The 23,588-nt window shown below is 72.3% G+C and carries 22 protein-coding genes and 1 riboswitch; of the genes, 10 read left to right on the forward strand and 12 right to left on the reverse strand.

Annotated elements, in window-relative coordinates; all coding sequences use genetic code 11:
- Positions 1-191: 191 nt before the first annotated feature.
- The 6 genes from OKX07_RS13380 (at position 192) to OKX07_RS13405 (ending at position 7,447) form a co-directional block, all read left to right on the forward strand.
- On the forward strand, positions 192-1,637 hold the full coding sequence (locus tag OKX07_RS13380) for an endo-1,4-beta-xylanase (protein ID WP_265628555.1): 1,446 nt from the start codon (positions 192-194) through the stop codon (positions 1,635-1,637).
- 139 nt (positions 1,638-1,776) lie between these two features.
- Positions 1,777-2,574: a DeoR/GlpR family DNA-binding transcription regulator gene (locus OKX07_RS13385; protein ID WP_265628556.1), complete on the forward strand. Its 798-nt coding sequence runs from the start codon at positions 1,777-1,779 to the stop codon at positions 2,572-2,574.
- Positions 2,575-2,819: 245 nt separating this feature from the next.
- The gene (locus OKX07_RS13390) at positions 2,820-3,806 is read left to right on the forward strand and encodes a hypothetical protein (RefSeq protein WP_265628557.1); all 987 of its coding nucleotides are present in this window, start codon (positions 2,820-2,822) and stop codon (positions 3,804-3,806) included.
- 31 nt (positions 3,807-3,837) lie between these two features.
- Positions 3,838-5,472, forward strand: coding sequence for a hypothetical protein (locus OKX07_RS13395; protein ID WP_265628558.1), 1,635 nt, complete (start codon positions 3,838-3,840; stop codon positions 5,470-5,472).
- Positions 5,469-6,203 (forward strand): ABC transporter ATP-binding protein, encoded by a 735-nt coding sequence (locus OKX07_RS13400; RefSeq protein ID WP_265628559.1) that lies wholly within the window; start codon positions 5,469-5,471, stop codon positions 6,201-6,203. Before OKX07_RS13395 ends, OKX07_RS13400 begins: the two co-directional genes overlap by 4 nt.
- Complete coding sequence (locus tag OKX07_RS13405) at positions 6,200-7,447, forward strand: ABC transporter permease (RefSeq protein ID WP_265628560.1); 1,248 nt, start codon at positions 6,200-6,202, stop codon at positions 7,445-7,447. Before OKX07_RS13400 ends, OKX07_RS13405 begins: the two co-directional genes overlap by 4 nt.
- Positions 7,448-7,615: 168 nt before the next feature.
- On the opposite strand, the gene OKX07_RS13410 is transcribed toward OKX07_RS13405, so the two are convergent.
- The 5 genes from OKX07_RS13410 to OKX07_RS13430 form a co-directional block, all read right to left on the reverse strand.
- Positions 7,616-8,428, reverse strand: coding sequence for an exodeoxyribonuclease III (locus OKX07_RS13410; RefSeq protein ID WP_265628561.1), 813 nt, complete (start codon positions 8,426-8,428; stop codon positions 7,616-7,618).
- A gap of 139 nt (positions 8,429-8,567) precedes the next feature.
- Entirely contained in the window at positions 8,568-9,041 is a 474-nt protein-coding gene (locus OKX07_RS13415) for a VOC family protein (RefSeq protein ID WP_322746850.1), read from the reverse strand.
- A gap of 186 nt (positions 9,042-9,227) precedes the next feature.
- On the reverse strand, positions 9,228-10,109 hold the full coding sequence (locus OKX07_RS13420; protein WP_265628564.1) for a bifunctional methylenetetrahydrofolate dehydrogenase/methenyltetrahydrofolate cyclohydrolase: 882 nt from the start codon (positions 10,107-10,109) through the stop codon (positions 9,228-9,230).
- A 14-nt stretch (positions 10,110-10,123) separates the two neighbouring features.
- The gene (gene glyA / locus OKX07_RS13425; protein ID WP_265628565.1) at positions 10,124-11,404 is read right to left on the reverse strand and encodes a serine hydroxymethyltransferase; all 1,281 of its coding nucleotides are present in this window, start codon (positions 11,402-11,404) and stop codon (positions 10,124-10,126) included.
- Between the two features lie 69 nt (positions 11,405-11,473).
- Positions 11,474-11,564: riboswitch (ZMP/ZTP riboswitch) on the reverse strand.
- A gap of 50 nt (positions 11,565-11,614) precedes the next feature.
- Entirely contained in the window at positions 11,615-12,148 is a 534-nt protein-coding gene (locus tag OKX07_RS13430; protein ID WP_265628566.1) for a MarR family winged helix-turn-helix transcriptional regulator, read from the reverse strand.
- A 39-nt stretch (positions 12,149-12,187) separates the two neighbouring features.
- On the opposite strand from OKX07_RS13430, the gene OKX07_RS13435 reads away from it, so the two are divergent.
- The gene (locus OKX07_RS13435; protein ID WP_265628567.1) at positions 12,188-13,219 is read left to right on the forward strand and encodes a DMT family transporter; all 1,032 of its coding nucleotides are present in this window, start codon (positions 12,188-12,190) and stop codon (positions 13,217-13,219) included.
- On the opposite strand, the gene OKX07_RS13440 is transcribed toward OKX07_RS13435, so the two are convergent.
- From OKX07_RS13440 to OKX07_RS13450, 3 genes are all read right to left on the reverse strand, one after another.
- A complete protein-coding gene (locus OKX07_RS13440; protein ID WP_265628568.1) occupies positions 13,135-14,151 on the reverse strand; it encodes a hypothetical protein in 1,017 nt (338 codons plus the stop codon). The genes OKX07_RS13435 and OKX07_RS13440 overlap by 85 nt on opposite strands.
- Positions 14,148-14,714 (reverse strand): SigE family RNA polymerase sigma factor, encoded by a 567-nt coding sequence (locus OKX07_RS13445; protein WP_265628569.1) that lies wholly within the window; start codon positions 14,712-14,714, stop codon positions 14,148-14,150. The genes OKX07_RS13440 and OKX07_RS13445 overlap by 4 nt, the downstream gene beginning before the upstream one ends.
- Before the next feature lie 131 nt (positions 14,715-14,845).
- Positions 14,846-15,337, reverse strand: a complete 492-nt coding sequence (locus tag OKX07_RS13450; protein WP_265628570.1) for a GNAT family N-acetyltransferase — start codon at positions 15,335-15,337, stop codon at positions 14,846-14,848.
- A gap of 48 nt (positions 15,338-15,385) precedes the next feature.
- Between OKX07_RS13450 and purU the strand changes: the two genes are divergently transcribed.
- The 3 genes from purU (at position 15,386) to OKX07_RS13465 (ending at position 18,581) form a co-directional block, all read left to right on the forward strand.
- Positions 15,386-16,252: a formyltetrahydrofolate deformylase gene (purU, locus tag OKX07_RS13455; RefSeq protein WP_265628571.1), complete on the forward strand. Its 867-nt coding sequence runs from the start codon at positions 15,386-15,388 to the stop codon at positions 16,250-16,252.
- A 157-nt stretch (positions 16,253-16,409) separates the two neighbouring features.
- Positions 16,410-17,882: a PHB depolymerase family esterase gene (locus OKX07_RS13460; RefSeq protein ID WP_265628572.1), complete on the forward strand. Its 1,473-nt coding sequence runs from the start codon at positions 16,410-16,412 to the stop codon at positions 17,880-17,882.
- Positions 17,883-18,110: 228 nt separating this feature from the next.
- Positions 18,111-18,581 (forward strand): aromatic ring-opening dioxygenase LigA, encoded by a 471-nt coding sequence (locus OKX07_RS13465; protein WP_265628573.1) that lies wholly within the window; start codon positions 18,111-18,113, stop codon positions 18,579-18,581.
- A 70-nt stretch (positions 18,582-18,651) separates the two neighbouring features.
- Here OKX07_RS13465 and OKX07_RS13470 read toward each other — a convergent pair whose 3' ends face one another.
- From OKX07_RS13470 to mmsA, 4 genes are all read right to left on the reverse strand, one after another.
- Positions 18,652-19,458, reverse strand: a complete 807-nt coding sequence (locus OKX07_RS13470) for an ATP-binding cassette domain-containing protein (RefSeq protein ID WP_416220789.1) — start codon at positions 19,456-19,458, stop codon at positions 18,652-18,654.
- Between the two features lie 44 nt (positions 19,459-19,502).
- Positions 19,503-20,693, reverse strand: a complete 1,191-nt coding sequence (locus OKX07_RS13475; protein WP_265631929.1) for an ROK family transcriptional regulator — start codon at positions 20,691-20,693, stop codon at positions 19,503-19,505.
- A 123-nt stretch (positions 20,694-20,816) separates the two neighbouring features.
- A complete protein-coding gene (mmsB, locus tag OKX07_RS13480) occupies positions 20,817-21,995 on the reverse strand; it encodes a multiple monosaccharide ABC transporter permease (protein ID WP_265628575.1) in 1,179 nt (392 codons plus the stop codon).
- On the reverse strand, positions 21,992-23,548 hold the full coding sequence (gene mmsA, locus OKX07_RS13485) for a multiple monosaccharide ABC transporter ATP-binding protein (RefSeq protein ID WP_265628576.1): 1,557 nt from the start codon (positions 23,546-23,548) through the stop codon (positions 21,992-21,994). The genes mmsB and mmsA overlap by 4 nt, the downstream gene beginning before the upstream one ends.
- Positions 23,549-23,588 lie beyond the last annotated feature (40 nt).

The following is a 23,588-nucleotide window of genomic DNA, read 5'->3' on the forward strand; positions in this document are numbered from 1 at the left end:
TGTGACGCAGGTCACGTCCGCCACCCTGTTTAACGTTACATATCGCCCACTCGACACCACCCGAGAGTGGTTAAACGATTATGAATCGATCGAAACCCCCCGGATGCCGCATCTCGCATTGACGTTAAACCTCGTGGTGCACGACCGTGTGCTGCCGGTTGTTCTCCGGCGAACCACCTCGAGGAGGATCGATGACGATCACACGTCACAGGCGCGGACGCGCCAGCGCAGTCAGCGCCGTCGCCGTGGCCGCTCTGGCCGTCGCGCTGGCCGTACCGGCCGCCGCGGCCGGGAGCACGCTGCAGGCAGCCGCCGCCGAGTCCGGGCGCTACTTCGGCACCGCGATCGCCGCCAACAAGCTGAGCGACAGCGCGTACACCACCATCGCCAACCGTGAGTTCAACATGATCACGGCTGAGAACGAGATGAAGATGGACGCCCTGGAGCCCAACCAGAACCAGTTCAACTACACCAACGGCGACCAGATCGTGAACTGGGCGCGGCAGAACGGCAAGCAGGTCCGTGGGCACGCCCTGGCGTGGCACTCGCAGCAGCCCGGCTGGATGCAGAACATGTCCGGCACCTCGCTGCGCAACGCGATGCTCAACCACGTGACCAAGGTCGCGACGTACTACAAGGGCAAGATCCACAGCTGGGACGTCGTCAACGAGGCCTACGCCGACGGCAACTCCGGCGGACGTCGTGACTCCAACCTGCAGCGCACGGGCAACGACTGGATCGAGGCCGCGTTCCGCGCCGCCCGCGCCGCCGACCCGGGCGCCAAGCTCTGCTACAACGACTACAACACCGACAACTGGTCCCACGCCAAGACGCAGGGCGTCTACAACATGGTCAAGGACTTCAAGGCGCGCGGCGTCCCGATCGACTGCGTCGGCTTCCAGGCGCACTTCAACTCGGGCAACCCGGTGCCGTCGAACTACGACGTGACGCTGCGGAACTTCGCCGACCTCGGCGTCGACGTGCAGATCACCGAGCTCGACATCGAGGGCTCCGGCAACTCGCAGGGCGAGCAGTACCGCGGCGTCGTCCAGGCCTGCCTCTCGGTCGCCCGCTGCACCGGCATCACGGTGTGGGGCGTGCGTGACCAGGACTCGTGGCGTTCCTCGGGCACCCCGCTGCTCTTCAGCGGCTCGAGCAAGAAGGCGGCGTACAACTACACGCTGGACGCCCTGAACGCCGGCGGCGTCCGCGCCACCCCGGGCGGGACGACGACGAACCCGACGACGAACCCGACGTCGAACCCGACGTCGAACCCGACGTCCAACCCGACGTCGAACCCCACCTCGAACCCGACGACGCCGCCGCCCACCGGCAACGGCACCTGCACGGCGACGTACTCCGAGGGCCAGAAGTGGAACGACCGGTTCAACGGGACCGTCACGATCCGCGCCAACGGGAACATCAGCACCTGGCGGTCCACCGTGACCGTCCGCTCCCCGCAGAAGATCGTCGCGACCTGGAGCGGTACGCCGTCCTGGGACTCCTCGGGCAACGTCATGACGATGCGGCCCAGCGGCTCCGGCGCACTGTCCAACGGCCAGACGGCGACGTTCGGCTTCACGGTCCAGCACGGCGGCAACTGGACGTGGCCGTCGGTCTCCTGCTCGACCTCCTGACGATCTGATCGTCTGCTCCTCACAGGGCGGGCACGGCGCCTCGGCGCCGTGCCCGCCCTGTGGGGTTCGGCGCCGGATGCCACAGGGCCGGATGCGCCACGATGTGCGTTCCTGTTCGCCCCTGGTGGATGCTGTCCAGATGCTCGCGACGCAGCGGCAGGACCGCATCCTCACCGAGATCCGCACGCACGGCGCCGTGCGCGTCGCCGACCTCGTCGCGGCGCTCGGCGTCTCCGACATGACCGTGCGCCGCGACATCGCCGAGCTCGCGCGCGACGGCCTGGTGCGGCGGGTGCACGGCGGCGCCGTCGCGCCGGACACCCCCGCCCGCTCGACCGACGAGCCCGGCTTCGAGGCCAAGCGCACCCGGTCGTCGGCCGAGAAGGCCGCGATCGCACGTGCCGCGCTCGCCGACGTCGAGCCCGGGCAGGCCCTCGCGCTGTCCGCCGGCACGACGACGTGGCTGCTCGCCACGCTCCTCGCGGCGGACCTCACGCGCCGCCCGCTGACGGTCGTCACCAACGGCCTGCGGGTCGCCGACGCCCTGCACGGCACCCCGGACGTCGACGTCGTGCTCACCGGCGGCGTGCGCACGCCGTCGGACGCCCTCGTGGGCCCGGTCGCCGACGCGACCCTCCTCGACCTGCGCGTCGACCGCACGTTCCTCGGGGTGCACGGGCTCGACGCCGACGGGCCGACCACGCCGAACCTCGCCGAGGCCGCCACCGACCGCGCGCTCGTCCGGTGCGCGGCCGCGACGACCGTGCTCGCCGACCACACCAAGTGGGGCACCGTGGGCCTCGCGCGCATCTGCGGCTTCGACGAGATCGACACCCTCGTCGTCGACACGGGCCTGGGGGCCGAGGCGCGCGCGTACCTCGCCGACGCCGTCGACCGCCTCGTCCTGGCCACCCCCACACCCCGGGACGCACGATGAGCGCCGCGCTGCGCTCGGTGCGCGCGCCCGCGTTCACGCTCGCCGTCCCGGGCCCGCCCGCCGCCTGACGGGGGTACCGGGGGCCCGCTCCGCAGGCCGCGGGACCAGACCTGGGTACCCCAACCCTGCCCCTCGGGTCATCCCGAAGTCGGACCCGGTGGCCGGTCCAGGTCGGCTATCGTCGCGGTGGCGCTCGTCGAAAGGCGCCCTGACTCCCGTCACCGCTTCCCTCGAAAGGCCTGCTGATGCGCCGTCATCCCGTCCTGCCCGCCATTGTCGCCGCTGTCGCGGCGCTGGTCCTCGCGGGGTGCACCGACGGTGGCTCGGCCGCCCCCTCGGACGACGAGACCGGGCCCATGACCGCCTTCTTCGAGGACATGGGTGGCTCGATGAACGAGGAGGACATCGAGGAGCAGCAGCGCCGGGTCGAGGAGATCGTCGCCACCTGCATGGCCGAGGAGGGCTTCGAGTACACCCCGGCCGAACCCATGACCGGTGCCGTCAACAGCGACGACATGCCCGAGTGGGACTCCAAGGAGTACGCGGTGCAGTACGGGTACGGCGCGACCACGAGCGACGAGCTGTACGGCGGCGGCGAGGACTACGTCGACCCGAACGCCGACTACATCGCCTCGATGTCGGAGGGCGAGCAGACGGCGTTCTACGAGGCGCTCTACGGCATCTCGCCCGAGGTCGACCCCGAGGCGGACCCCGAGGCCGAGGTCGAGTACAACTGGGAGGAGGCCGGCTGCCAGGGCCGCGCGTCGCACGAGGTCTACGAGCAGGACCAGATCTGGGAGGACCCGGCGGTCCAGGACCTCATGGACGAGATGAACACCGAGTACGAGAACCTGGCCGACGACCCGGCCCTGCGCGAGGCGCAGGAGGAGTGGGCCGCGTGCATCGCCGAGGCCGGCTTCGACTTCGCCACCCCGGACGAGGCCCAGCAGAGCATCTACGACGAGGTCAACGTGCTCTGGGAGGCCGTCGCGCCCACCGACCCGGAGGCCGAGGTCGACCCGGAGGCCCCCATGGCCGAGCCGGACCCGGCCGCCATGGCCGAGCTGAAGGAGAAGGAGCTCGCGCTCGCCGCCGCGGACTACGAGTGCAAGGAGTCGTCCGGCTACCTCGAGGCGCAGAAGGCCGCGAACCTCGAGCTCGAGACGCGGCTGTGGGAGAAGTACGGCGAGCAGCTCGAGGCCGTCGCCGCGAAGTCGACGCCGTCCGAGTAGCGCAGCGCCCTACCCCCCGAAGGACGACACCGTGAGCACGATCTCGACCCACGTCAGCGGCGGACGCCGCACCATCGCCGTCATGGCCGTCGTCGCGGTCGTCTGCCTGGCCCTCGGGCTGCTGCTGTCCCGGCTGATCATCTCCCCCGGGCAGGCCGCCGCGAACGCAGCACCGCCCACGGCCGGGCCGATCACGGTCCCGGTCGAGAGCCGGGTCATCGGCAACGAGGTCGTGCTCCGCGGCGACGTCGGCTACGACGACGCCGTGGACCTCTCGATGGAGACGGGCGACCTCGGTGGACCCGCGGTCGTCACCGGCCAGGTCAAGGAGGTCGGGGCGACTGTCGACGCCGCGGCCGTCGTGCTCGAGGTCGTCGGGCGGCCCGTCATCGCGCTGCCCGGCGACCTGCCCACCTACCGGACCCTGCGCGCCGGGGTCTCCGGCCCCGACGTGCAGCAGCTCAAGGCCGCCCTGCGCGCCGTGGGGCTGGACGGCGGCGACCCGGGCGGCGCGACCTACGACGCCACCGCGGCGGCCGGCGTCGTCGCGCTGTACCAGGCGGTGGGGTACGAGCCCCCGACGGCCGGCGAGGAGATCCAGAGCACGGTCGACGCCGCCAAGGAGGGCGTCACCGCGGCCCAGACCGAGGTCCGGGCGGCGGAGTCCGCACTCGGAGCGGCCGCACGGGCGTCCGGTGGGGCGTCGGTCACGGAGCTCGACGGGCAGGTGCGGGTCGCCGAGTCGCAGCTCGCCTACCTCCACGAGCAGTGCGCACTGCCGTTCAACGCGGACAACCCGTCCGCTGTCGACTGCACTCCGCCGGCCCTGGTCCAGGCCGAGACGGCACTCGCCACCGCGCGTGCGGCGCGGGCTGCCGCGGACGCCGCACCCGACACCAGTGCCGAGCGCGAGAACGTCAACGCTGCCAAGGACCGGCTCACCGCCGCCCGGCAGGCCCTCTCCGAGGCGCAGGTCGGCGCCCTGACGCCCCTGCCTGCCACGGAGATCGTGTACCTGCCGTCGCTGCCACGTCGCGTCGACGCCGTGTCGGTCGAACGCGGGGGCATCGTGCAGGGCAAGTTCATGAGCGTCTCCGGCGCGACGATCCAGGTCACCGCGTCGGCGTCGCGGGCCGATGCCGAGCTGATGGCACCGGGCACCGTCGGCAGCATCAGCGTGGACGGCACCGACGTGCCGGTCACCGTCGCCGAGGTGACCGAGCCCGAGGCCCCCGCCGCGGGAGACGAGTCCGAGGACGCGGCCCCCACGGGGGACCGCCGCCGGGTCGTGTTCACCGTCGGTGAGCTCACGCCCGAGCAGGTCGCGACCCTGCAGGGCAGCAACGTCCGGGTGCGGGTGCCGGTCAGCTCCACGGACGGCGAGGTCCTCGCAGTCCCGCTGGCCGCGCTCACCGCCGGCCCGGGGGGCGAGAGCCGCGTCGAGGTCGTGGAGGACGGCAAGAGCCGCCTCGTCGAGGTGACGACGGGGCTCGCCGCGTCGGGCTTCGTCGAGATCACGGGCTCGAAGGAGCCGCTGGAGGCAGGCGACCTGGTGGTCGTCGGTGTCAAGCCGCAGGCGGAGGAGGAGTCCGACACCTCCCCGGAGGCCGACCCGGACACGGAGTCCACCACCGAGGCCGAGACGGACGCCGAGGAGGACGCGTGACGGTCCTCGACCTGCTCGGTGCGCCGCAGGGGGGCGCGCCGCAGGACGCCGCCGAGGTGCCGCCGGTCGTCGAGCTGCGTGCGGCCGAGCGGGCGTTCCCGGGCGAGCCGCCCGTGCACGCGCTCTACCCGGCCGACCTGCGGGTGGACGCCGGGGAGTACGTCTCCGTCGTCGGTCCCTCGGGGTCCGGCAAGTCCACCCTGCTCAACCTGCTCGGCCTGCTGGACCGGCCCTCGGATGGTGAGTACCTGCTCGACGGGATCCCCACCGCACGCGCCGGGGAGCGCGAGCGTGCCGCGCTGCGGGCCCGGCACATCGGCTTCGTCTTCCAGGCGTTCCACCTGCTGCCGCACCGCACGGTGCTCGAGAACGTGCTGCTCGCGACGATCTACAGCGGGGTCCCCCGCGCCGAGCGCCACGATCGCGCGGTCGAGGCGCTCGACCGCGTCGGGCTCTCGCACCGCCTCGACTTCCGCCCGACCGTGCTGTCGGGCGGCGAGCGGCAACGCACCGCCGTTGCGCGCGCGGTCGTGTCACGCCCGCGCGTCCTGCTGGCCGACGAGCCGACGGGCAACCTCGACTCGGAGAGCTCCGCCGCGGTGCTGGAGCTGTTCGACGAGCTGCACGCGGACGGGCTGACCCTGCTGGTCATCACCCACGAGGTCGACGTCTCGTCCCGCGCGCAGCGGCGCGTGCGGATCACCGACGGTCACATGCGGGAGATCGCATGACCGGCGTCGCGCAGCACGTGCCCCGCACGGACCGCTTCGGGGCGGGCGACCTGCTCGCCGAGGCGGCCGCGGGGATCGGTGCCCGACCCGGCCGGCTCGTGCTCACGATCCTCGGCACCGTGCTCGGCATCGCCTCCGTGGTCGTCACCGTCGGGCTCGCCCAGACCGCCGCGGGGCAGATCAACAAGCAGTTCGACGCGGTGGCGGCGACGCAGGGTTCCGCGGCGCCGGCGACGAGCAGCGGGTTCAGCGGTGAGGAGCGCGCCCTGGGCACGCTGCCCTGGGACGCCGCGGAACGCGCCGCGCGCCTGAACGGCGTCGAGGCGGCCGCGCTGGTCTCCGAGGTCGACCTCGGTGGGCTCGACGTCGCCGCGGTCCCGGTGCACGACCCGTCTGCGCCGCGCGTCGCCAGCCCGGCGGTGTTCGCGACGAGCCCGGACGCGCTGGCCGCGCTCGACGGTCGCATCGTGCAGGGCCGGTACTTCGACGCGGGCCACGACGAACGGAGCGATCGCGTCGTCGTGCTGGGCGCCGACGCCGCACGACGGCTCGGCGTCGTCCGGGTCGATCGGCAGCCGTCGATCTTCATCGGCGACCGCGCGTACCAGGTCATCGGCATCTTCGACGACGTGGTGCGACGCACCGACCTGCTCTCCGCGGTCGTCATGCCCAACGGCACGGCGCGGACCGACCTGGGCCTGACGACGGCCGACGAGCTGCACCTGCACCTGGCCGTGGCGGCGGGGCCGGTCGTCGGCACGCAGCTGCCCGTGGCGCTGAGCCCGAACACGCCGGAGGCGATCGAGGTGCGGGTGCCGGCGGCGACGTCGTCCGTGCAGCAGAGCGTGCAGGCCGACATCAACACCATCTTCCTGGCGCTCGGCGGCGTCGCGCTGCTCATCGGCGGCGTCGGCATCGCGAACGTCACGCTGCTCTCGGTCCTCGAGCGCGTCGGGGAGATCGGCCTGCGTCGGGCGCTCGGCGCGACCCGGCGGCAGATCGCGGCCCAGTTCATGGTCGAGTCGGTCGTCGTCGGCATGCTGGGTGGGTTGGTCGGCGCCGCGCTGGGCGTGGCGGTCGTGACGACGGTCTCCGCCGCCTCCGACTGGACACCGATCCTCGACCTGCGCATGGTGGGCGTCGCGGCGATGTCCGGCGGCCTGATCGGCCTGCTCGCCGGGCTCTACCCCTCGCTCAAGGCCGCGTCGATCGAACCCATCTCGGCCCTCCGCGGCGGCGTCTGACCACGGACGCCCGGGGCTGGATCGCCCTCTCACCCCAGGGTCGGGGACACTCCCCACCCCAGGGGCACGAGGGGGCAGTCCGGCCCCACCCCCTCCGGTCGCGAGAGAGCGATCCAGCCCCACCCCCCAGGGCGCGAGAGAGCGATCCAGCCCTGTCGCGCCGGGCGGTCAGAGGTCGTACTCGACGACGAGCGGGGCGTGGTCGCTGAAGCGGGCGGCGTAGGTGGCGGCGCGGTCGACGGTGACGGCGCGGGCGAGCGACGCGAGGCCCGGGGTGGCGAGCTGGTAGTCGATGCGCCACCCGGCGTCGTTGTCGAACGCCTGCCCGCGCCACGACCACCACGTGTAGGGCCCCGGCCCCGGACCACCGAGCGCCCGTCCCACGTCCTGCCAGCCGAGGTCGTCGAACCACCGGTCCAGGTACGCGCGCTCCGCGGGGAGGAAGCCGGCCTTCGCGACGTTGCCCTTCCAGTTCTTGATGTCCACCTCGCGGTGGGCGATGTTGAGGTCCCCCGCGACGACGACGAGCCCGCCGCCCGCGACGAGCGCGGCGAGCCGGTCGGTCACGTGGGTCAGGAACGCGTACTTCGCGTCCATCGACGGCGTGCCGAGCGTGGCCGAGTGCAGGTAGGCCGACACGACCGTGAGCGTGCGCGCCGGCCCGTCCCCGTCGGTGGGCACCTCGAGGTCCGCCTCGACCCAGCGTCCCGCGTCGCCCGTGACGTCGGTCCCCAGCCCGATCCGCACGGCGCTCATCGGCAGCTGCGACGCGATCGCGACCCCGGCGCGGCCCTTGGCGTGCCCCGCCTCGTGCGCGAGGTGCCAGCTGCCTGCCAGCAGGTGGTCGGCGAGGATCTCGTCCGACCCGCGGACCTCCTGCAGGAGCAGCACATCCGGCTTGCGGACGTCCAGCCACTCCCCCATGCCGCGCCGGTAGGCGGCACGGATCCCATTGACGTTGACGGTCGCGACTCTCAGCACCGGGCCATCCTGCCGCACACCCCCGACACCGCCGTCCCCGGCGCGAGAGAGCGATCCAGTCGTCGAACCTGCGGTGCTGGACCGCCCTCTCACCACCCAGGGCGGTGAGAGAACCACGCCGGGTGGGCGACCGGCCGCGTCACGTACCGGCGTACGCGGCCTCGAGCGGGGCGATCTCGAGCTTGCGCATCTGCAGCATCGCCTGCGTCGCGCGGGCGACACCCGCGGCGTCGGGGCGGGACATGATCTCGTCGAGCACCCTCGGCACGACCTGCCACGACACGCCGTACCGGTCCTTGAGCCAGCCGCACTGGCTGGGCTCCCCGCCGTCGGCGATCAGCGTCTCCCAGTAGTGGTCGACCTCCTCCTGGGTCTCCACGCTCAGGTAGAACGAGAACGCTTCGTCCAGCGTGAAGGTGGGACCGGCCGTGAGGATCGTCACCGGGTGCCCGTCGAGCTCGATCTCGACGATGAACGGCGTCCCTTCGGGGACGTCGGGGATCCCCGCACTCGCGTTCACGACGTTCGTGATGCGGGAGTTCGGGACGACGGACACGTAGAACTGCGCGGCCTCGTGACCGTCCTTGGCGAACCACAGGTGCGTGCGGACCATGCCCACGGTGGGCTCCTCTCGTCGGTGACCCCCGTACCGACCGAGACCGTCCCCCGAACTCACCGCCCACCGGAACACCACTCCCCCCATGGGTCGCGTATCGGGGAGTGGTGTGCCGGTCGGCGGGCGGGCGGGACGTGCGGGGGCCCCGGGTCGCGGCGGCGACCCGGGGCCCTCGGGGTGGCGTCAGCCGGCCTGGCGCTCCGCGGTGTCGACGACGTTGGACAGCAGCATCGCGCGGGTCATCGGACCCACGCCGCCCGGGTTGGGCGACACCCAGGACGCGATGTCCCAGACCTCGGGGTGGACGTCCCCGACGACGCGGCTCTTGCCGGTCTCCGCGTCGACCTCCCGCGAGACCCCGACGTCGACGACGACGGCACCCGGCTTGACGATGTCGGCCGTGATGATGCCGGGCACGCCCGCGGCCGCGATGACGACGTCGGCGTTGCGGGTGTGCTCGGCCAGGTCGACCGTGCCGGTGTGCGTCAGCGTGACCGTCGCGTTGACCTCACGCCGCGTGAGCAGCAGGCCGATGGACCGGCCCACCGTCACACCGCGTCCGACGATGACGACGTCGGCGCCCCGCAGGGGGACGTCGTGCCGCTCGAGCAGCTCGATGATCCCGGCGGGCGTGCACGGCAGCGGTGAGGTGACGGGGTCGTTGACCCGCAGCACCAGCCGCCCGAGGTTGGTCGGGTGCAGGCCGTCGGCGTCCTTCGCGGGGTCGACCATCTCGAGCACGCGGTGCGCGTCGATCCCCTTCGGCAGCGGCAGCTGCACGATGAACCCGGTGCACGCCGGGTCGTCGTTGAGCCGCTGCACCGCGGCCTCGATCTCGGCCTGCGTCGCGTCGGCCGGCAGGTCCTCGCGGATCGAGGCGATGCCCACCTCGGCGCAGTCCTTGTGCTTGCCGGCGACGTACCAGCGCGAGCCGGGGTCGTCGCCGACGAGCAGGGTCCCCAGGCCGGGCACCACGCCGCGCGCGGCCAGGGCCGCGACGCGGGTGGTGAGCTCGGCCTTGATGGCAGCCGCGGTGGCGGTGCCGTCCAGCTTCTGTGCGGTCATCGCTGCGACGCCGCTCAGTACTGCTGCAGACCGGGGTACAGGGGGAACGCCTCGGTGAGCTTGCGCACCCGGGCGCCCAGCGCGTCGACGTCGGCCGACGTGCCCTCGACCAGCGCGGTCGCGATGATGTCCGCGACCTCGGTGAACTCGGCGTCGCCGAAGCCCCGGGTGGCCAGCGCGGGCGTGCCGATGCGCAGGCCGGACGTGACGCGCGGGGGGCGCGGGTCGAACGGCACGGCGTTGCGGTTCACGGTGACGCCCGCGGAGTGCAGGAGGTCCTCGGCCTGCTGGCCGTCGAGCGTCGAGTGGCGCAGGTCGACGAGCACGAGGTGCACGTCGGTGCCGCCGGTCAGCACCGAGACGCCCGCCGCGGCCACGTCGGGAGCGGTGAGGCGGTCGGCGATGATGCGGGCCCCGTCGATCGTCCGCTGCTGGCGGGCCTTGAAGTCCTCGGTCGCGGCGATCTTGAACGCGACGGCCTTGGCGGCGATGACGTGCATGAGCGGGCCGCCCTGCTGGCCCGGGAACACCGCGGAGTCGATCTTCTTGGCGTACTCGCCCTTGCTCAGGATGAAGCCCGACCGGGGGCCGCCGATGGTCTTGTGCACGGTGGACGACACGACGTCGGCGTCCGGCACGGGCGACGGGTGCAGGCCCGCGGCGACCAGGCCCGCGAAGTGCGCCATGTCGACCCACAGCTTCGCGCCGACCTCGTCGGCGATCGCGCGGAACGCCGCGAAGTCCAGGTGCCGCGGGTAGGCGGACCAGCCGCCGATGATGACGTCGGGGCGGTGCTCGAGGGCGGCCTTGCGGACGGCGTCGTAGTCGACGCGGAACGTCTGCGGGTCCACGCCGTACGCGGCGACGTCGTAGAGCTTGCCGGAGAAGTTGATGCGCATGCCGTGCGTGAGGTGGCCGCCGTGCGCGAGGTCGAGGCCGAGGATCTTGTCGCCCGCGTTGATCAGCGCGTGCAGCACCGCGGCGTTGGCCGTGGCACCGGAGTGCGGCTGGACGTTGGCGTGCTCGGCGCCGAACAGGGCCTTGGCGCGGTCGATCGCGATGGTCTCGGCGATGTCGACCTGCTCGCAGCCGCCGTAGTAGCGGCGGCCGGGGTAGCCCTCGGCGTACTTGTTGGTGAGCACCGAGCCCTGCGCCTGCAGGACGGCGCGCGGCACGAAGTTCTCCGACGCGATCATCTCGAGGGTGTCCTGCTGGCGGGCGAGCTCACCGTCCAGGACGGCGGCGATCTCGGGGTCCAGCTCGGAGATGTTCTGGTCGAGCACGTTGTCGCTCATGCAGGGGCTCCTGTCGCAGTCAGCTGTACGGTGGCGAACGGCGCACCGCACACACGCGGGTGTGGGGTGACCGTGGGCCCAGGCGTCCGACCCGTTGGTCCAGCTGCTGCGTCGCTCCCCGGTGGTGACCCACCCTGCTGCGCCAGTCGCGACGCGGACAGCCTACCAACCGCACCGCGGTGACGGCCCCGGGATTCCGCGACGCGGACGTCACGCGGTCGTGGGCGGGTCCTCCAGCGCGGCGAGCCACGTGCGCAGGACACGTTCGAGGAGCTGGGCGTCGGCGGGGTCGAGGGCGTCGAGCAGGCGGCGCTCGTTGGCCATGTGGTCGGTGAAGGCGGCGTCGATCACCTCGCGGCCGTGGGGCGTCAGCGCGACGACGCGGGCCCGCGCGTCGGCCTCGCTGATGCGGCGCGTGACGAGCCCGGCGCGCTCGAGGCGGTCGATGCGTTTGGTCATGCCGCCGCTCGTGACGATGGTGTGCGCGGCGAGGTCGCCCGGCGAGCGCTCGAAGGGCGGGCCGGCGCGGCGCAGCGTGGCGAGGACGTCGAACTCCCCCTCGGTCAGCCCGTGCTGCGCGTAGACGGCGACGAGCTCGCCCGTGAGGTGGTGGGCCACGCGGTGCAGACGGCCGACGACCTGCAGCGGGCGGACGTCGAGGTCGGGGCGCTCGCGCCGCCACGCGTCGCCGACGAGGTCGAGGCGGTCGGGACGCGGGTGGGACCGGGGGTCGGGATCGGGCACCCCAGGAATATATCTTCCACGTCAGACATTCTGTCTTCCGTGGAAACTACCTGGCGCTGGTCGCTCGTCGCCGCCGTCGCACCGATCACCTGGGGCGCCGCCTACTTCGTCACCGCGCACACGCTGCCCGCGTCCCACCCGCTGTGGGGCTCGGTGCTGCGCGCGCTGCCCGCCGGGCTCGTGCTGCTCGCGATCGCCCGCCGAGCACCCCGCGGCGCCTGGTGGTGGCGGTCCCTCGTGCTCGGCACGCTCAACATGAGCGCGTTCTTCGTCCTCGTCTACATCGCCGCCCAGCGCCTGCCCACGTCGGTCGCGTCGACCGTGATGGCGGTCTCGCCGATCGCGCTCGCGCTCGTCGCCTGGCCGCTGCTGGGCCAGCGGCCCCGCGCGGCGTCGCTGGCCGGTGCGGGACTCGGCCTGGCGGGCGTCGTCGCGATGCTCGTCACCGGCAGCGTCGCCCTCGACCCGCTCGGCGTCCTCGCCGGTGCCACGGCCATGGTCATGTCGTCCGTCGGCTTCGTGCTCGCGACCCGCTGGAAGGACGACGTCGACGTGCTCACGACGACGTCGTGGCAGCTGGTCGCCGGCGGGCTGCTGCTCGTCCCCGCCGCCGTGCTGGTCGAGGGCGCTCCCCCGGCGCTCGACGGCCGCGCCTGGCTGGGCCTCGCGTTCCTGTCCCTCGTCGCGACCGCGCTCGCCTACGTCGCCTGGTTCACCGCCCTGCGCCACCTGCCCGCAAGCGCGGTCGGGCTCGTCGGGCTGCTCAACCCCGTGACCGGGGTGGCGGTCGGGCTGGCCCTGGGCGGGGAGCGCCTCACGGCGCTGCAGGCGCTGGGCGTCGCCGCCGTCCTCGCCGCGGTGCTCGCCGGCCAGCCCGCCGTCCGGACCCTCCTCCCCCGCCCCCACAGGTCTCGTGAGAGAGAGATCTCGGGGCACTCCATACCCGGAAACCTCTCTCTCATCGAGCCCGAGTACGGGGAGATGGGTCAGCAGGTCGCCCACGCCGCACACCCGGCGAGCCCGAGCGTCGGCTCCAGGGGCACGGCATCCACCGGTCGCTGCTCGAGGTAGCGGATGTAGGAGCCGTCCTGCGGGCCGCTCTCCTCGAGGAGCAGACCGGTCGACGGCTCACGGACGAGCTGGTGCACGACCCCGCGCGAGTCGGTGTATTGCAGCACCTCACCCGTGCGCCCGGCGCCGTCCTGCCCCTGCACGACCACGACGCCGGGGAGCGCCGCCGCCACACCCCAGAACGCCGATCGCAGCTCCGCGCCCCACAGCCCACCCTCGCTCAGGGCGGTGCGGACCTGCTCGTACACCTTGTCGTCGTCCGACCCCGATCCCCTGTCCGGCTGGAGACTGTCGCGGACCACCTGGGCTAGCTCGTCGGGCTCGGTGGGCAGGACGCGCGGATCGGCCAGCATCTCGTACTGCTGCCCCGCGACGACCCAGCTCCCCAGGACGACGGCCGGACCCTTGGCAGCAGCTCCGTCGTGGTCGCCGTCCCAGACCATGAGGCCCGGACGTTCGCGGCTGCTCCACGTCTCCATGCGCTCCGGCTCGTCGAGAGTCACGACGCCGTCCATCGACGCGAGCCGCCTGGACTCGGTCAGTCGGTACCAGTACCGCTCGTCGCCGTCCCACGGGTCACCCGGGACGCCCGTCACGGTGCCGTCGTCCGCGACGACGGCGACCGCCGGGACGGTGGGCCGCACCGTGGGCTCGGGTGCGGGAGTCTCGTCGACCCGCGGGGGTGCGGGGTCCGCCGTGGCGGTGAGGGCCGGCACGACGACCTGGGACGGCGCCGCCCCGAGCAGGGAGCTCGCCCCCCACCCGGCCCCGAGCACCAGCACCAGCGAGGTCGCCGTCAGTCCGCCGCGCGCCACCGCACGTCGACGTCGGGCGCGCGGGACGACGCGGTCGACCTCGACGTCGATGCTCGGCGCGACCGCCTCGACCCGGGCCCGCAGGGTCTGCGCGTACTGCTCGTCCGTCGTGCTCATCGCACACCTCCGTCCCGCGCACCGGCGGCCGGTGGCGCGTCCTCGTCGTGGTCCCCCATCGCCTCGCGCAGCTGCCGCAGCGCACGGGAGGCGGTCGACTTCACCGTCCCCACCGAGATGCCGAGGTCGTCGGCCACCTCCTTCTCGGTCAGCCCCTCCAGGTGACGCAGCACGACGACGCGCCGCTGCCGGGGCGTGAGCAGCGCCAGGGCGCGGACCAGCTGGTCCCGGTCGTCGTGCACGGCCTGCCCGCCGTCGACGCCCCGCTCGGGCAGCCGGTCGGGGGCCGCCAGCACCTCGCGCCGCCGTCGCCGCCACGTCGAGACGCGCTGGTTGGCCAGCACGCGGCGGGCGTAGGCGAGGGGCTCGCGCTCGCGCGCCCGGTCCCACGCCAGGTAGGTGCGCACGAGCGCCTGCTGCACCAGCTCGTCGGCCTGGTGCACGTCACCGCAGAGCAGCCACGCGGTGCGGGCCAGCGCCGGTGCCGCCGACGCCATGAACGCCGCGAACTCGGTGTCGCGGTCGCGACCGTGCGGCGGCACCAGCAGCAGCGGCTCGGTCACGGGGCCGGACGCTGCTGACGGCACGGCATCCCCCTCGGTCGCCCGTGGCGACGTCCTCGTTCTCACACCCTCTACACGCCCGACGCCCCGCGAAGGTTGCGTCGCGGGGCGTCGGGATCGTGGTGGGAACGTCAGACCTCGAGGGCCGCGCCGTCGCCGAGGAGCTTGCGCAGGTACGCGTAGGTGAGGTCGCCGGCCGTCTGGTCGTGCTGGTGCTCGTAGCCGGCCCGGTTGTACAGCGCGATGTTCTGGAGCGAGTCGCGGCCCGTGAACACCCAGACCTCCTCGATGCCGTCGGGCAGCGTCGGCAGGATCGCGGACAGCAGCTCCGTGCCGATGCCCTTGCCCTGCAGGTCCGGGGCGACGGCGAACCGGCCGAGCGTCGCCCGCGACCCCTCGACGAGCACGCGGATCGACCCGACGAGGCGGTGGCCCCACCAGGCGCCGAGCGTGATGACGCCGTCCGCGCCCAGGTCGGCCTTGAGCTCCTTGAGCGTCTGCGTGAGCGGGGGGATGTTCGGGTCGCCGTACTGCTGGGCCTCGGTGACGAAGGCGGCGCGGCGCAGCGTGAGGAGCTCACCCGCGTCGTCGGCAGTGACCGGGCGGATGTCGAGGGCGGTCATGCCCCCATCGTGACAGCCTGCGGCGCCCGCGCACTACTCTCGGACATCGTGTCCACCACATCGGCGCTCGACCCGACCCACCTCGTCCTGACGCTGTCCTGCCCCGACCGTCCCGGGATCGTCGCGGCCGTCGCCGGGCTGCTCGCCGAGCGCGGCGGCAACATCACGGAGTCGCAGCAGTTCGGTGACCCGCTGTCGGGTCTGTTCTTCATGCGGGTGCAGGTCACGACCGACGTCCCGGTCGCGCGCCTGCGCGAGGACCTGGGAGTGCTGGCGGAGCGGTTCGCACTGTCGTGGCAGCTCGACGTGGCGGGGCGCCCGATCCGGACGCTGGTCATGGTGTCGACGACGGCGCACTGCCTCAACGACCTCGCCTTCCGCCAGCGCTCCGAGGGACTGCCCGTCGACCTCGTGGCGGTCGTGTCGAACCACGACGTGCTGCGGCCCATGGCCGACTTCTACGACATCCCGTTCCACCACGTCCCCGTGACGGCCGCGACCAAGGCGGCCGCCGAGGACCGCCTGCTGGAGCTCGTCACCGAGCTCGACGTCGAGCTCGTGGTCCTCGCGCGCTACATGCAGATCCTGTCCGACGACCTGTGCCGGCGCCTGCAGGGTCGCGTCATCAACATCCACCACTCGTTCCTGCCGTCGTTCAAGGGTGCGCGCCCCTACGCGCAGGCCCACCAGCGGGGGGTCAAGCTCATCGGGGCGACGGCGCACTACGTGACGGGCGACCTCGACGAGGGCCCGATCATCGAGCAGGACGTGGAGCGCGTCGACCACACCCACGCCGTCGAGCACCTCGTCGCGCTGGGCCAGGACGTCGAGCGCCGCGCGCTGGCGCGGGCGGTCCGCTGGCACGCCGAGCACCGCGTGCTGCTCGACGGGACCCGGACCATCGTCTTCCGCTGACCTGGAAGGACGTCTCCCGGCTGGCAAATCGTTTCGGCTCGTGCGCGCGCGAGCGCGAGGGGAACATGCTCGGGTGACGGCCTGACAAACGTTCTCGGCCGTGTCGACAGCTCCGGGCGCACAGTCGCGTCCCGGCAGGGCCAGGAGGACATCCGCGATGAGACCTTTCCGTACCGGCGCACCCCGCCGCTCCGCCGTCCGCACCGGTCTGGTGGCTGCCGCCCTCGCCCTCGGCCTGACGGGCGCCGCACAGCTCGCGACCGCACCCGCCGCGCACGCCGCCTCGCTCGTCGAGGTGACCGGCTTCGGCACCAACCCCGGCGGCCTGAGGATGTACCAGTTCGTGCCCGACCGCCTCGCCGCCAACCCCGGCGTCCTCGTGGTCGTGCACTACTGCACCGGCAGCGCCCAGGCGATGTACAGCGGCCAGCAGTTCGACGAGCTCGCCTCCCAGCACGGGTACATCGTGATCTACCCCAGCACCAACCGCCCCGGCAACTGCTTCGACGTCTCCTCGTCGGCCGCGATGACGCGCGACGGGGGCAGCGACCCGCAGAGCATCGTGCAGATGGTCCGGCACGTGCAGCAGCGGTACTCGACCAACACGTCCCGCGTGTTCATCACCGGCACGTCGTCCGGCGCCATGACGACGCAGCTGGTGCTCGCCGAGTACCCGGACGTGTTCGCCGCCGGGTCCGCGTTCGCCGGTGTGCCCGCGACCTGCTTCTCGACCGGCGGCGCCAAGCCCGGCACGTCGGCCCAGGCCGGCTGGAACAGCGACTGCGCACAAGGGCGCCGCATCCTGTCGGCCCAGCAGTGGGGCGACCTCGCGCGCGCCACGTACCCCGGGTACTCGGGCAAGCGTCCGCGCGTGCAGCTGTGGCACGGCACGAACGACGAGACACTGAACTTCCAGAACCACACGGAGTCCACGAAGCAGTGGACGAACGTCATGGGGATCAGCGCGACGCCGGCCTCGACCGAGACCATCGGCTCGCGCACGCGGGCACGCTACGGCGGCACGGGCACGCAGGCGCCGTTCGAGACCAACAGCCTGCAGGGGACGTCGCACAACCTGCCCGTCGACGCGGGTGCCGCGATCGCGTTCTTCGGCCTGGACCAGGTCAACCCGACGCCCACGCCGACGCCGACTCCCACCCCCACGCCCACTCCCACCCCGACACCGACTCCCACGCCGACTCCCACGCCGACACCGACGCCCACGCCGACTCCCACGCCGACACCGACGCCCACGCCGACTCCCACGCCGACTCCCACGCCGACGCCGACGCCCACCCCGACCGCCCCTGCCGGCGCCTGCTCGGTGACCTACTCGGTGAACCAGTGGAACACCGGCTTCACGGCCAACCTCACGATCCGCAACACGTCGGGCTCGTCGATCAACGGGTGGACGCTGGGCTGGTCCTTCCCGTCCGGCCAGGCGGTGACGCAGGCGTGGAGCAGCAACGTCACCCAGTCGGGCAGCCAGGTCACCGCGACGAACGCGCCGTGGAACGGTCAGATCCCGGCGGGCGGCTCGGTGCAGATCGGGTTCAACGGGTCGCACACCGGCACCAACACCGCACCCTCGTCGTGGACCCTCAACGGCGCCACCTGCACCAACGCCTGACGTCTCCCGACGCACCGGCGCTCGACCGCCGGACGCCGCTCCTGCCGAGGATCGCAGGAGCGGCGTCCGCGCCCCTGGTCGACCTGACGAGGCACGCGGGGACAGAGCGGGCAATGTGACCCATGTCATACAAATCGTTTCGCCCGCTATCTCCTTGAGAATTCACCCACCACCGTGGGGACACCGGTGCCGCCACGGCACCGTGCCGTCTGATCAAAAGGGGAACCCATGTCCGCCGACGTCGCACCCGCCGCTGCCCACACCGCCGCCGCGCCCACCACCCCGCCCCGCACCGCCCACCGCACCCGTCTCCTCGGCACGCTGCTCACCGCGCTCGGCCTGCTCATGGCCGTCGCCGGCATCGCCACCATGGGGGGCATCGCCCAGGGCCTGGCGCAGGAGGAGATCACGGTCTCCGAGAACGCCGCCGCCTTCGCCGGACAGCCGGTCGTCACCCCGTGGGCCGCCTGGGCCCAGGCCGAGGTCATCCGCGCCGATCTCTCGGAGATGACCGGTGGCCTGACCTACGCCGAGATGGACCGCGAGGACCCGCAGCGCGCCGCCGTCGCGACCGGCACGTTCCTGCGCGCCTCGCTCATCACGTCGGTCATCGCGTTCGGCGTCGCCCTCACGCTCGTGGGCATCGGCACCGGCTTCGTGCTCGGGGGCCTCGGCCTGCGCAGCGCCGCCACCGCCTGACGCGCACCACGCCCGGACCCCCGCCGCGCACCGGTCGCCCCCGCCCGGCGTCGCCGCAGGTGGCTCCCGCTCAGCCCACTGCACCCAGCGGGCGAGCGGGAGCCACCTGGGTGGCCCCCGTGATCGCCGCGAGCAGCTCTTCCTGCGTGACGCTGCGGGCGTCGAACGACCCGTTGTTGCGTCCGTGCCGCAGCACCTCGATGCGGTCCGACACGGCCCGCACGTCGTTGAGGTTGTGGCTGATGAGGACCACGCCGAGACCCAGCTCGCGCAGCCGCTCGATGTGCGTGAGCACCTCGGCGGTGTGCGCGACCGACAGCGCCGCCGTGGGCTCGTCGAGGACCACGAGCCGAGGGGACCCGATGAGCGTGCGCGCGATCGCGACCGTCTGACGCTGCCCGGCCGACAGGTGCGAGATCGGGGTGCGGACCGAGGGGATGCGACTGGTCAGGTCCAGCAGGATGCGCCGTGCGACCTGCTCCATCTCGCCGTCGCGCATGAGCGCGTGCTCGCGCAGCTCACGACCCAGGAACAGGTTCGCGGTCACGTCCAGGTTCTCGCACAGCGCGTAGTCCTGGAACACCGTCGCGACCCCGGCCTGGTGCGCGTCGGAGGGCGAGGTGAGGGTCACGGGCTCGCCACCGATCTCCAGCAGCCCGCTGTCGGGCTGCAGGACCCCGGAGACGATCTTGGCCAGCGTCGACTTGCCGGCACCGTTGTCGCCGACGATCGCCACCACCTCGTGCGGGTGCACGACCAGGTCGACGCCCAGCAGCGCCTCGACCGCACCGAACCTCTTCGACACCTGCTGCACCGACAGCACAGGCAACCGTCCGCCGACACCCACGGTCTCGACCACCTGCCCTCCGTCGCGCATGGTCTGCACAGTCAAACCCCCGTGCCGACGGGCGTCAAACCCGCTCACCCGCCCGCCCCGTCCACCTGGTCGGGGGTGTCGAGCACCGACCCCACCTGGTCCGTCGCCTCCAGCACCAGCGCCACCGCGCCCAGCACCGACGCGCGCAGCCCCAGGTCCCCGCGCACGACGTCCAGCGAGACCACCTGGTTGAGGGGCACCCGCCGGGCGATCGCCTCACGCATCGGCTGCACCAGCACGTCGCCCGTCTCGGCCAGCTCGCCGCCGACGACCACGCACTGCGGGTTCACCACCATGGCCATCCCTGCGACCACCCCGCCGATCACCGCGCCCGCGTCGGCGACGACCTGCCGGCAGCCCGGGTCGCCCTCGAGCGCACGCTGCACGACGTCGCGCAGCGTGAGCGTGCCGTGGCTCACCGCCAGGGGCTCGACGAGCGCCGGGTAGCCGACGACGGTGTCGAGGCAGCCGCGGCTCCCGCACCGGCAGATACGTCCCTGCGGGTCGACCTGCACGTGGCCGATCTCCCCCGCGGTGCCCCCGAAGCCGCGGTGCAGGTGCCCCGAGAGCACGATCCCGGCCCCCGTCCCGGCGCCGACGGACACGTACACCGCGTCCTGGTAGCCGCGGGCGGCGCCGAAGCGGCTCTCGGCGAGCGCGCCGAGGTTCGCCTCGTTGTCCACCAGCACCACCCGGGACAGCCGCTTGGAGAGCACGTGCACGACGGAGGTGTCGTCCCACCCGCGCATCAGGCCGCGCACCGTGACGCTGCCGGTGCCCGTCTCGACCGGGGCGGGCAGGCCGACGCCGAGCCCGACGAGCTCGTCCATCGAGGCGCCGACCCGGTCGAGCAGGTCGACCACGAGCAGCGCGACCCGGTCGAGCGTGGTGTCGGCGCGGTGGTCGGCGGGCAGCGGGAGGCTCTGCTCGGCGACGATCTCCCGTGTGACGTCCGCGAGGGCGACGCGCAGGTGACGCGGGCCGACGTCGATGCCCGCCGCGAGCCCGGTGCGTCGGGCGATGGTGACGAGCTGGGCGCGGCGCCCGGTGCGGATGGTGGACCGGGTGTCGACGACACCTGCGGCGAGCAGCTCCTTGACGATCGAGCTCACCGTGGCCGGGGACAGCCCGGTGGCACCCGTGAGCTCGACCTGCGTCAGCCCGCCGTACCGCTTGACCGTCTCGACGACCAGCGCACGGTTCGCACCCCGCAGGGACGACTGCGATCCGGTCATCGGTCCCCTCACGTCGGCGATGGTAGCGCCGAGCCGTCCCCCCGGACCCCGGACCCGCAGCAGGGGCGGGGCGTACCACCCGTGCGGGTCCGTGCCGGTGGACCGGCACGGACCCGCCAGGCCTCAGCGTGCCTCGGCGCGCCGCTTGTTCCAGACGTCGAACGCGACGGCCAGCAGCAGCACGAGGCCCTTGACCATCTGCTGCACCGACTGCGGGACGCCCATGAGCTGCATGCCGTTGCTCATGACCGCCATGATCAGCGCGCCGGTCATGGCGCCCGTCACGCGGCCCACGCCGCCGGTCGTCGACGCGCCGCCGATGAACGCCGCGGCGATCGCGTCCAGCTCGAACATGTTGCCGGCACCCGGCTGGGCGCCGTTCATGCGCGAGGAGTACACGACGCCGGCGACGCCGGCGAGCAGGCCCATGTTGACGAAGGTCCAGAACGTGACGACGCGGACCTTCACGCCCGAGAGCTGCGCGGCGTTGAGGTTGCCGCCGATGGCGTAGATGTGGCGTCCGAACACCGAGCGCTGCGTGATGACGGCGTACAGCATGATGAGCACGGCCAGCAGGATGAGGATGTTCGGCAGGCCGCGGTACTGCGCCAGCTGGTAGCCGAACCACATCACCACGGCCGCGATGACCACGATCTTCGCGATGAACAGCGGCATCGACTCGACCGTCTGCTGGTACGCCAGGCGCCCGCGGCGCGTGCGCCACTGCGCGACGGCGAAGCCCGCGACGGCGATCGCGAAGATGACCAGCGTGAACGCGTCGACCCCGTACCCGCCGAACCAGCCGTTGGTCGAGAACCCGTTGGCGATGTCGTAGTAGGTGCCCCCGAACGGCGAGAGCGACACGTTGTCGAGCACGCGGTAGGTCATCCCGCGGAAGAGCAGCATGCCCGCCAGCGTGACGATGAAGCCCGGGATGCCGACGTAGGCGACCCAGAACCCCTGCCACATGCCGACCACCACACCGACCGCGAGGGCTGCCAGCACGCCCACCCACCACGGCGCACCGTTGCGGATGACCAGCACGCCCGACACCGCGCCCGTGAGCGCCACCACCGACCCGACGGACAGGTCGATCTGGCCCAGCACGATCACCATGACCATGCCGATCGCCAGGATCAGGATGTAGGAGTACTGCAGGACGATGTTCGTCAGGTTGCCCGGGCTCAGGAAGTTCGAGTTCAGGAACGAGAAGAGGATGACGATCGCGACGAAGGCGATGAAGATGCCGCTCTGCCGCAGGTTGCGCGTCACGATCTCGCGGAGTCCGGCGATGGCCGTCATGATGCCGTGTCCTTTGCTGTCTCACGCTCGATGGTCATGAGCTCCATCAGCCGCTCCTGGGTGGCCTGTGCGACGGGCACCTCACCGGTGATGCGCCCGAACGCCAGGGTGTACACGCGGTCGCAGATGCCGAGCAGCTCGGGCAGCTCCGAGGAGATGACGACGACCGCCTTCCCCGCCGCGACCATCGTGTTGATGATGGTGTAGATCTCGTACTTCGCGCCGACGTCGATGCCGCGCGTGGGCTCGTCGAGGATCAGCACGTCGGGCTCGGTGTAGAGCCACTTGGCGAGGACGACCTTCTGCTGGTTGCCGCCGGACAGCTTGCCGGTGACGGCCATGACGGTCGGCGCCTTGATGTTGAGGCTCGCGCGGTACTGCTCCGCGACCTTGATCTCCTCGTTGCCGTTGACCCAGCCCCGCTTCGCGAGGCGGCGCAGCCCGGCGGCGGAGATGTTGCGGCGGATGTCCTCGATGAGGTTCAGGCCGTACCGCTTGCGGTCCTCGGTGGCGTACGCCAGCCCGTGCCCGATCGCCTCGTCGACGTCGCGGACCTGGATCTGCCGCCCGTTCTTGTAGATGCGGCCGGTGATGCCGCGCCCGTACGAGCGTCCGAAGATGCTCATCGCGAGCTCGGTGCGCCCGGCGCCCATGAGGCCGGCGATCCCGACGACCTCACCGGCGCGCACGTCGAACGACGCGTTGTCGATGACGACGCGGTCGGCCTGCGTCGGGTGCCGCACCGTCCAGTTCTCGACGCGCAGCACCTCCTCACCGATCTGCGGGGTGCGCTCGGGGAACCGGTGCTCGAGGTCCCGACCCACCATGCCGCGGATGATGCGGTCCTGGGTGGAGTCCGGGTCGGTCATGTCGATCGTCTCGATCGTGCGCCCGTCGCGGATGATCGTGGTGCGGTCGGCGATCTCGGCGATCTCGTTCAGCTTGTGGCTGATGATGATCGACGTGATCCCCTGCTCCTTGAGCTGACGCAGGAGGCCGAGCAGGTGCTCGGAGTCGTTGTCGTTGAGCGCGGCGGTCGGCTCGTCGAGGATGAGCAGCTTGACCTGCTTGGACAGCGCCTTGGCGATCTCGATGAGCTGCTGCTTGCCGACGCCGAGCTGGGAGACGTGGGTGATCGGGTTCTCGGCGAGCCCGACGCGCGCGAGCAGCTTGGCCGCCTCGGAGTTGGACTTGTTCCAGTCGATCAGCGGCCCGGTGCTGCGCACCTCGTTGCCGAGGAAGATGTTCTCGGCGACCGACAGGTGCGGCACCAGCGCGAGCTCCTGGTGGATGATGACGATGCCCTGCTCCTCGGAGTCGTTGATCGAGCCGAACTCGACCTCCTTCCCCTCGAAGACGATGTCGCCCTCGTAGGTGCCGTGTGGGTACACGCCGGACAGGACCTTCATGAGGGTCGACTTGCCGGCGCCGTTCTCCCCGCAGATGGCGTGGATCTCTCCACGCCGCACGGTGAGGCTGACGTCCTGCAGGGCCTTGACTCCCGGGAAGGTCTTGGTGATGGACCGCATCTCGAGGATGTCGCTGTGGTCCATGACCCCTCCGTTCACTGGTGGTCGGGTGGTCGGGCGGGGG

It is taken from the genome of Cellulomonas sp. S1-8, from assembly GCF_026184235.1.
Taxonomy (GTDB): domain Bacteria; phylum Actinomycetota; class Actinomycetes; order Actinomycetales; family Cellulomonadaceae; genus Cellulomonas.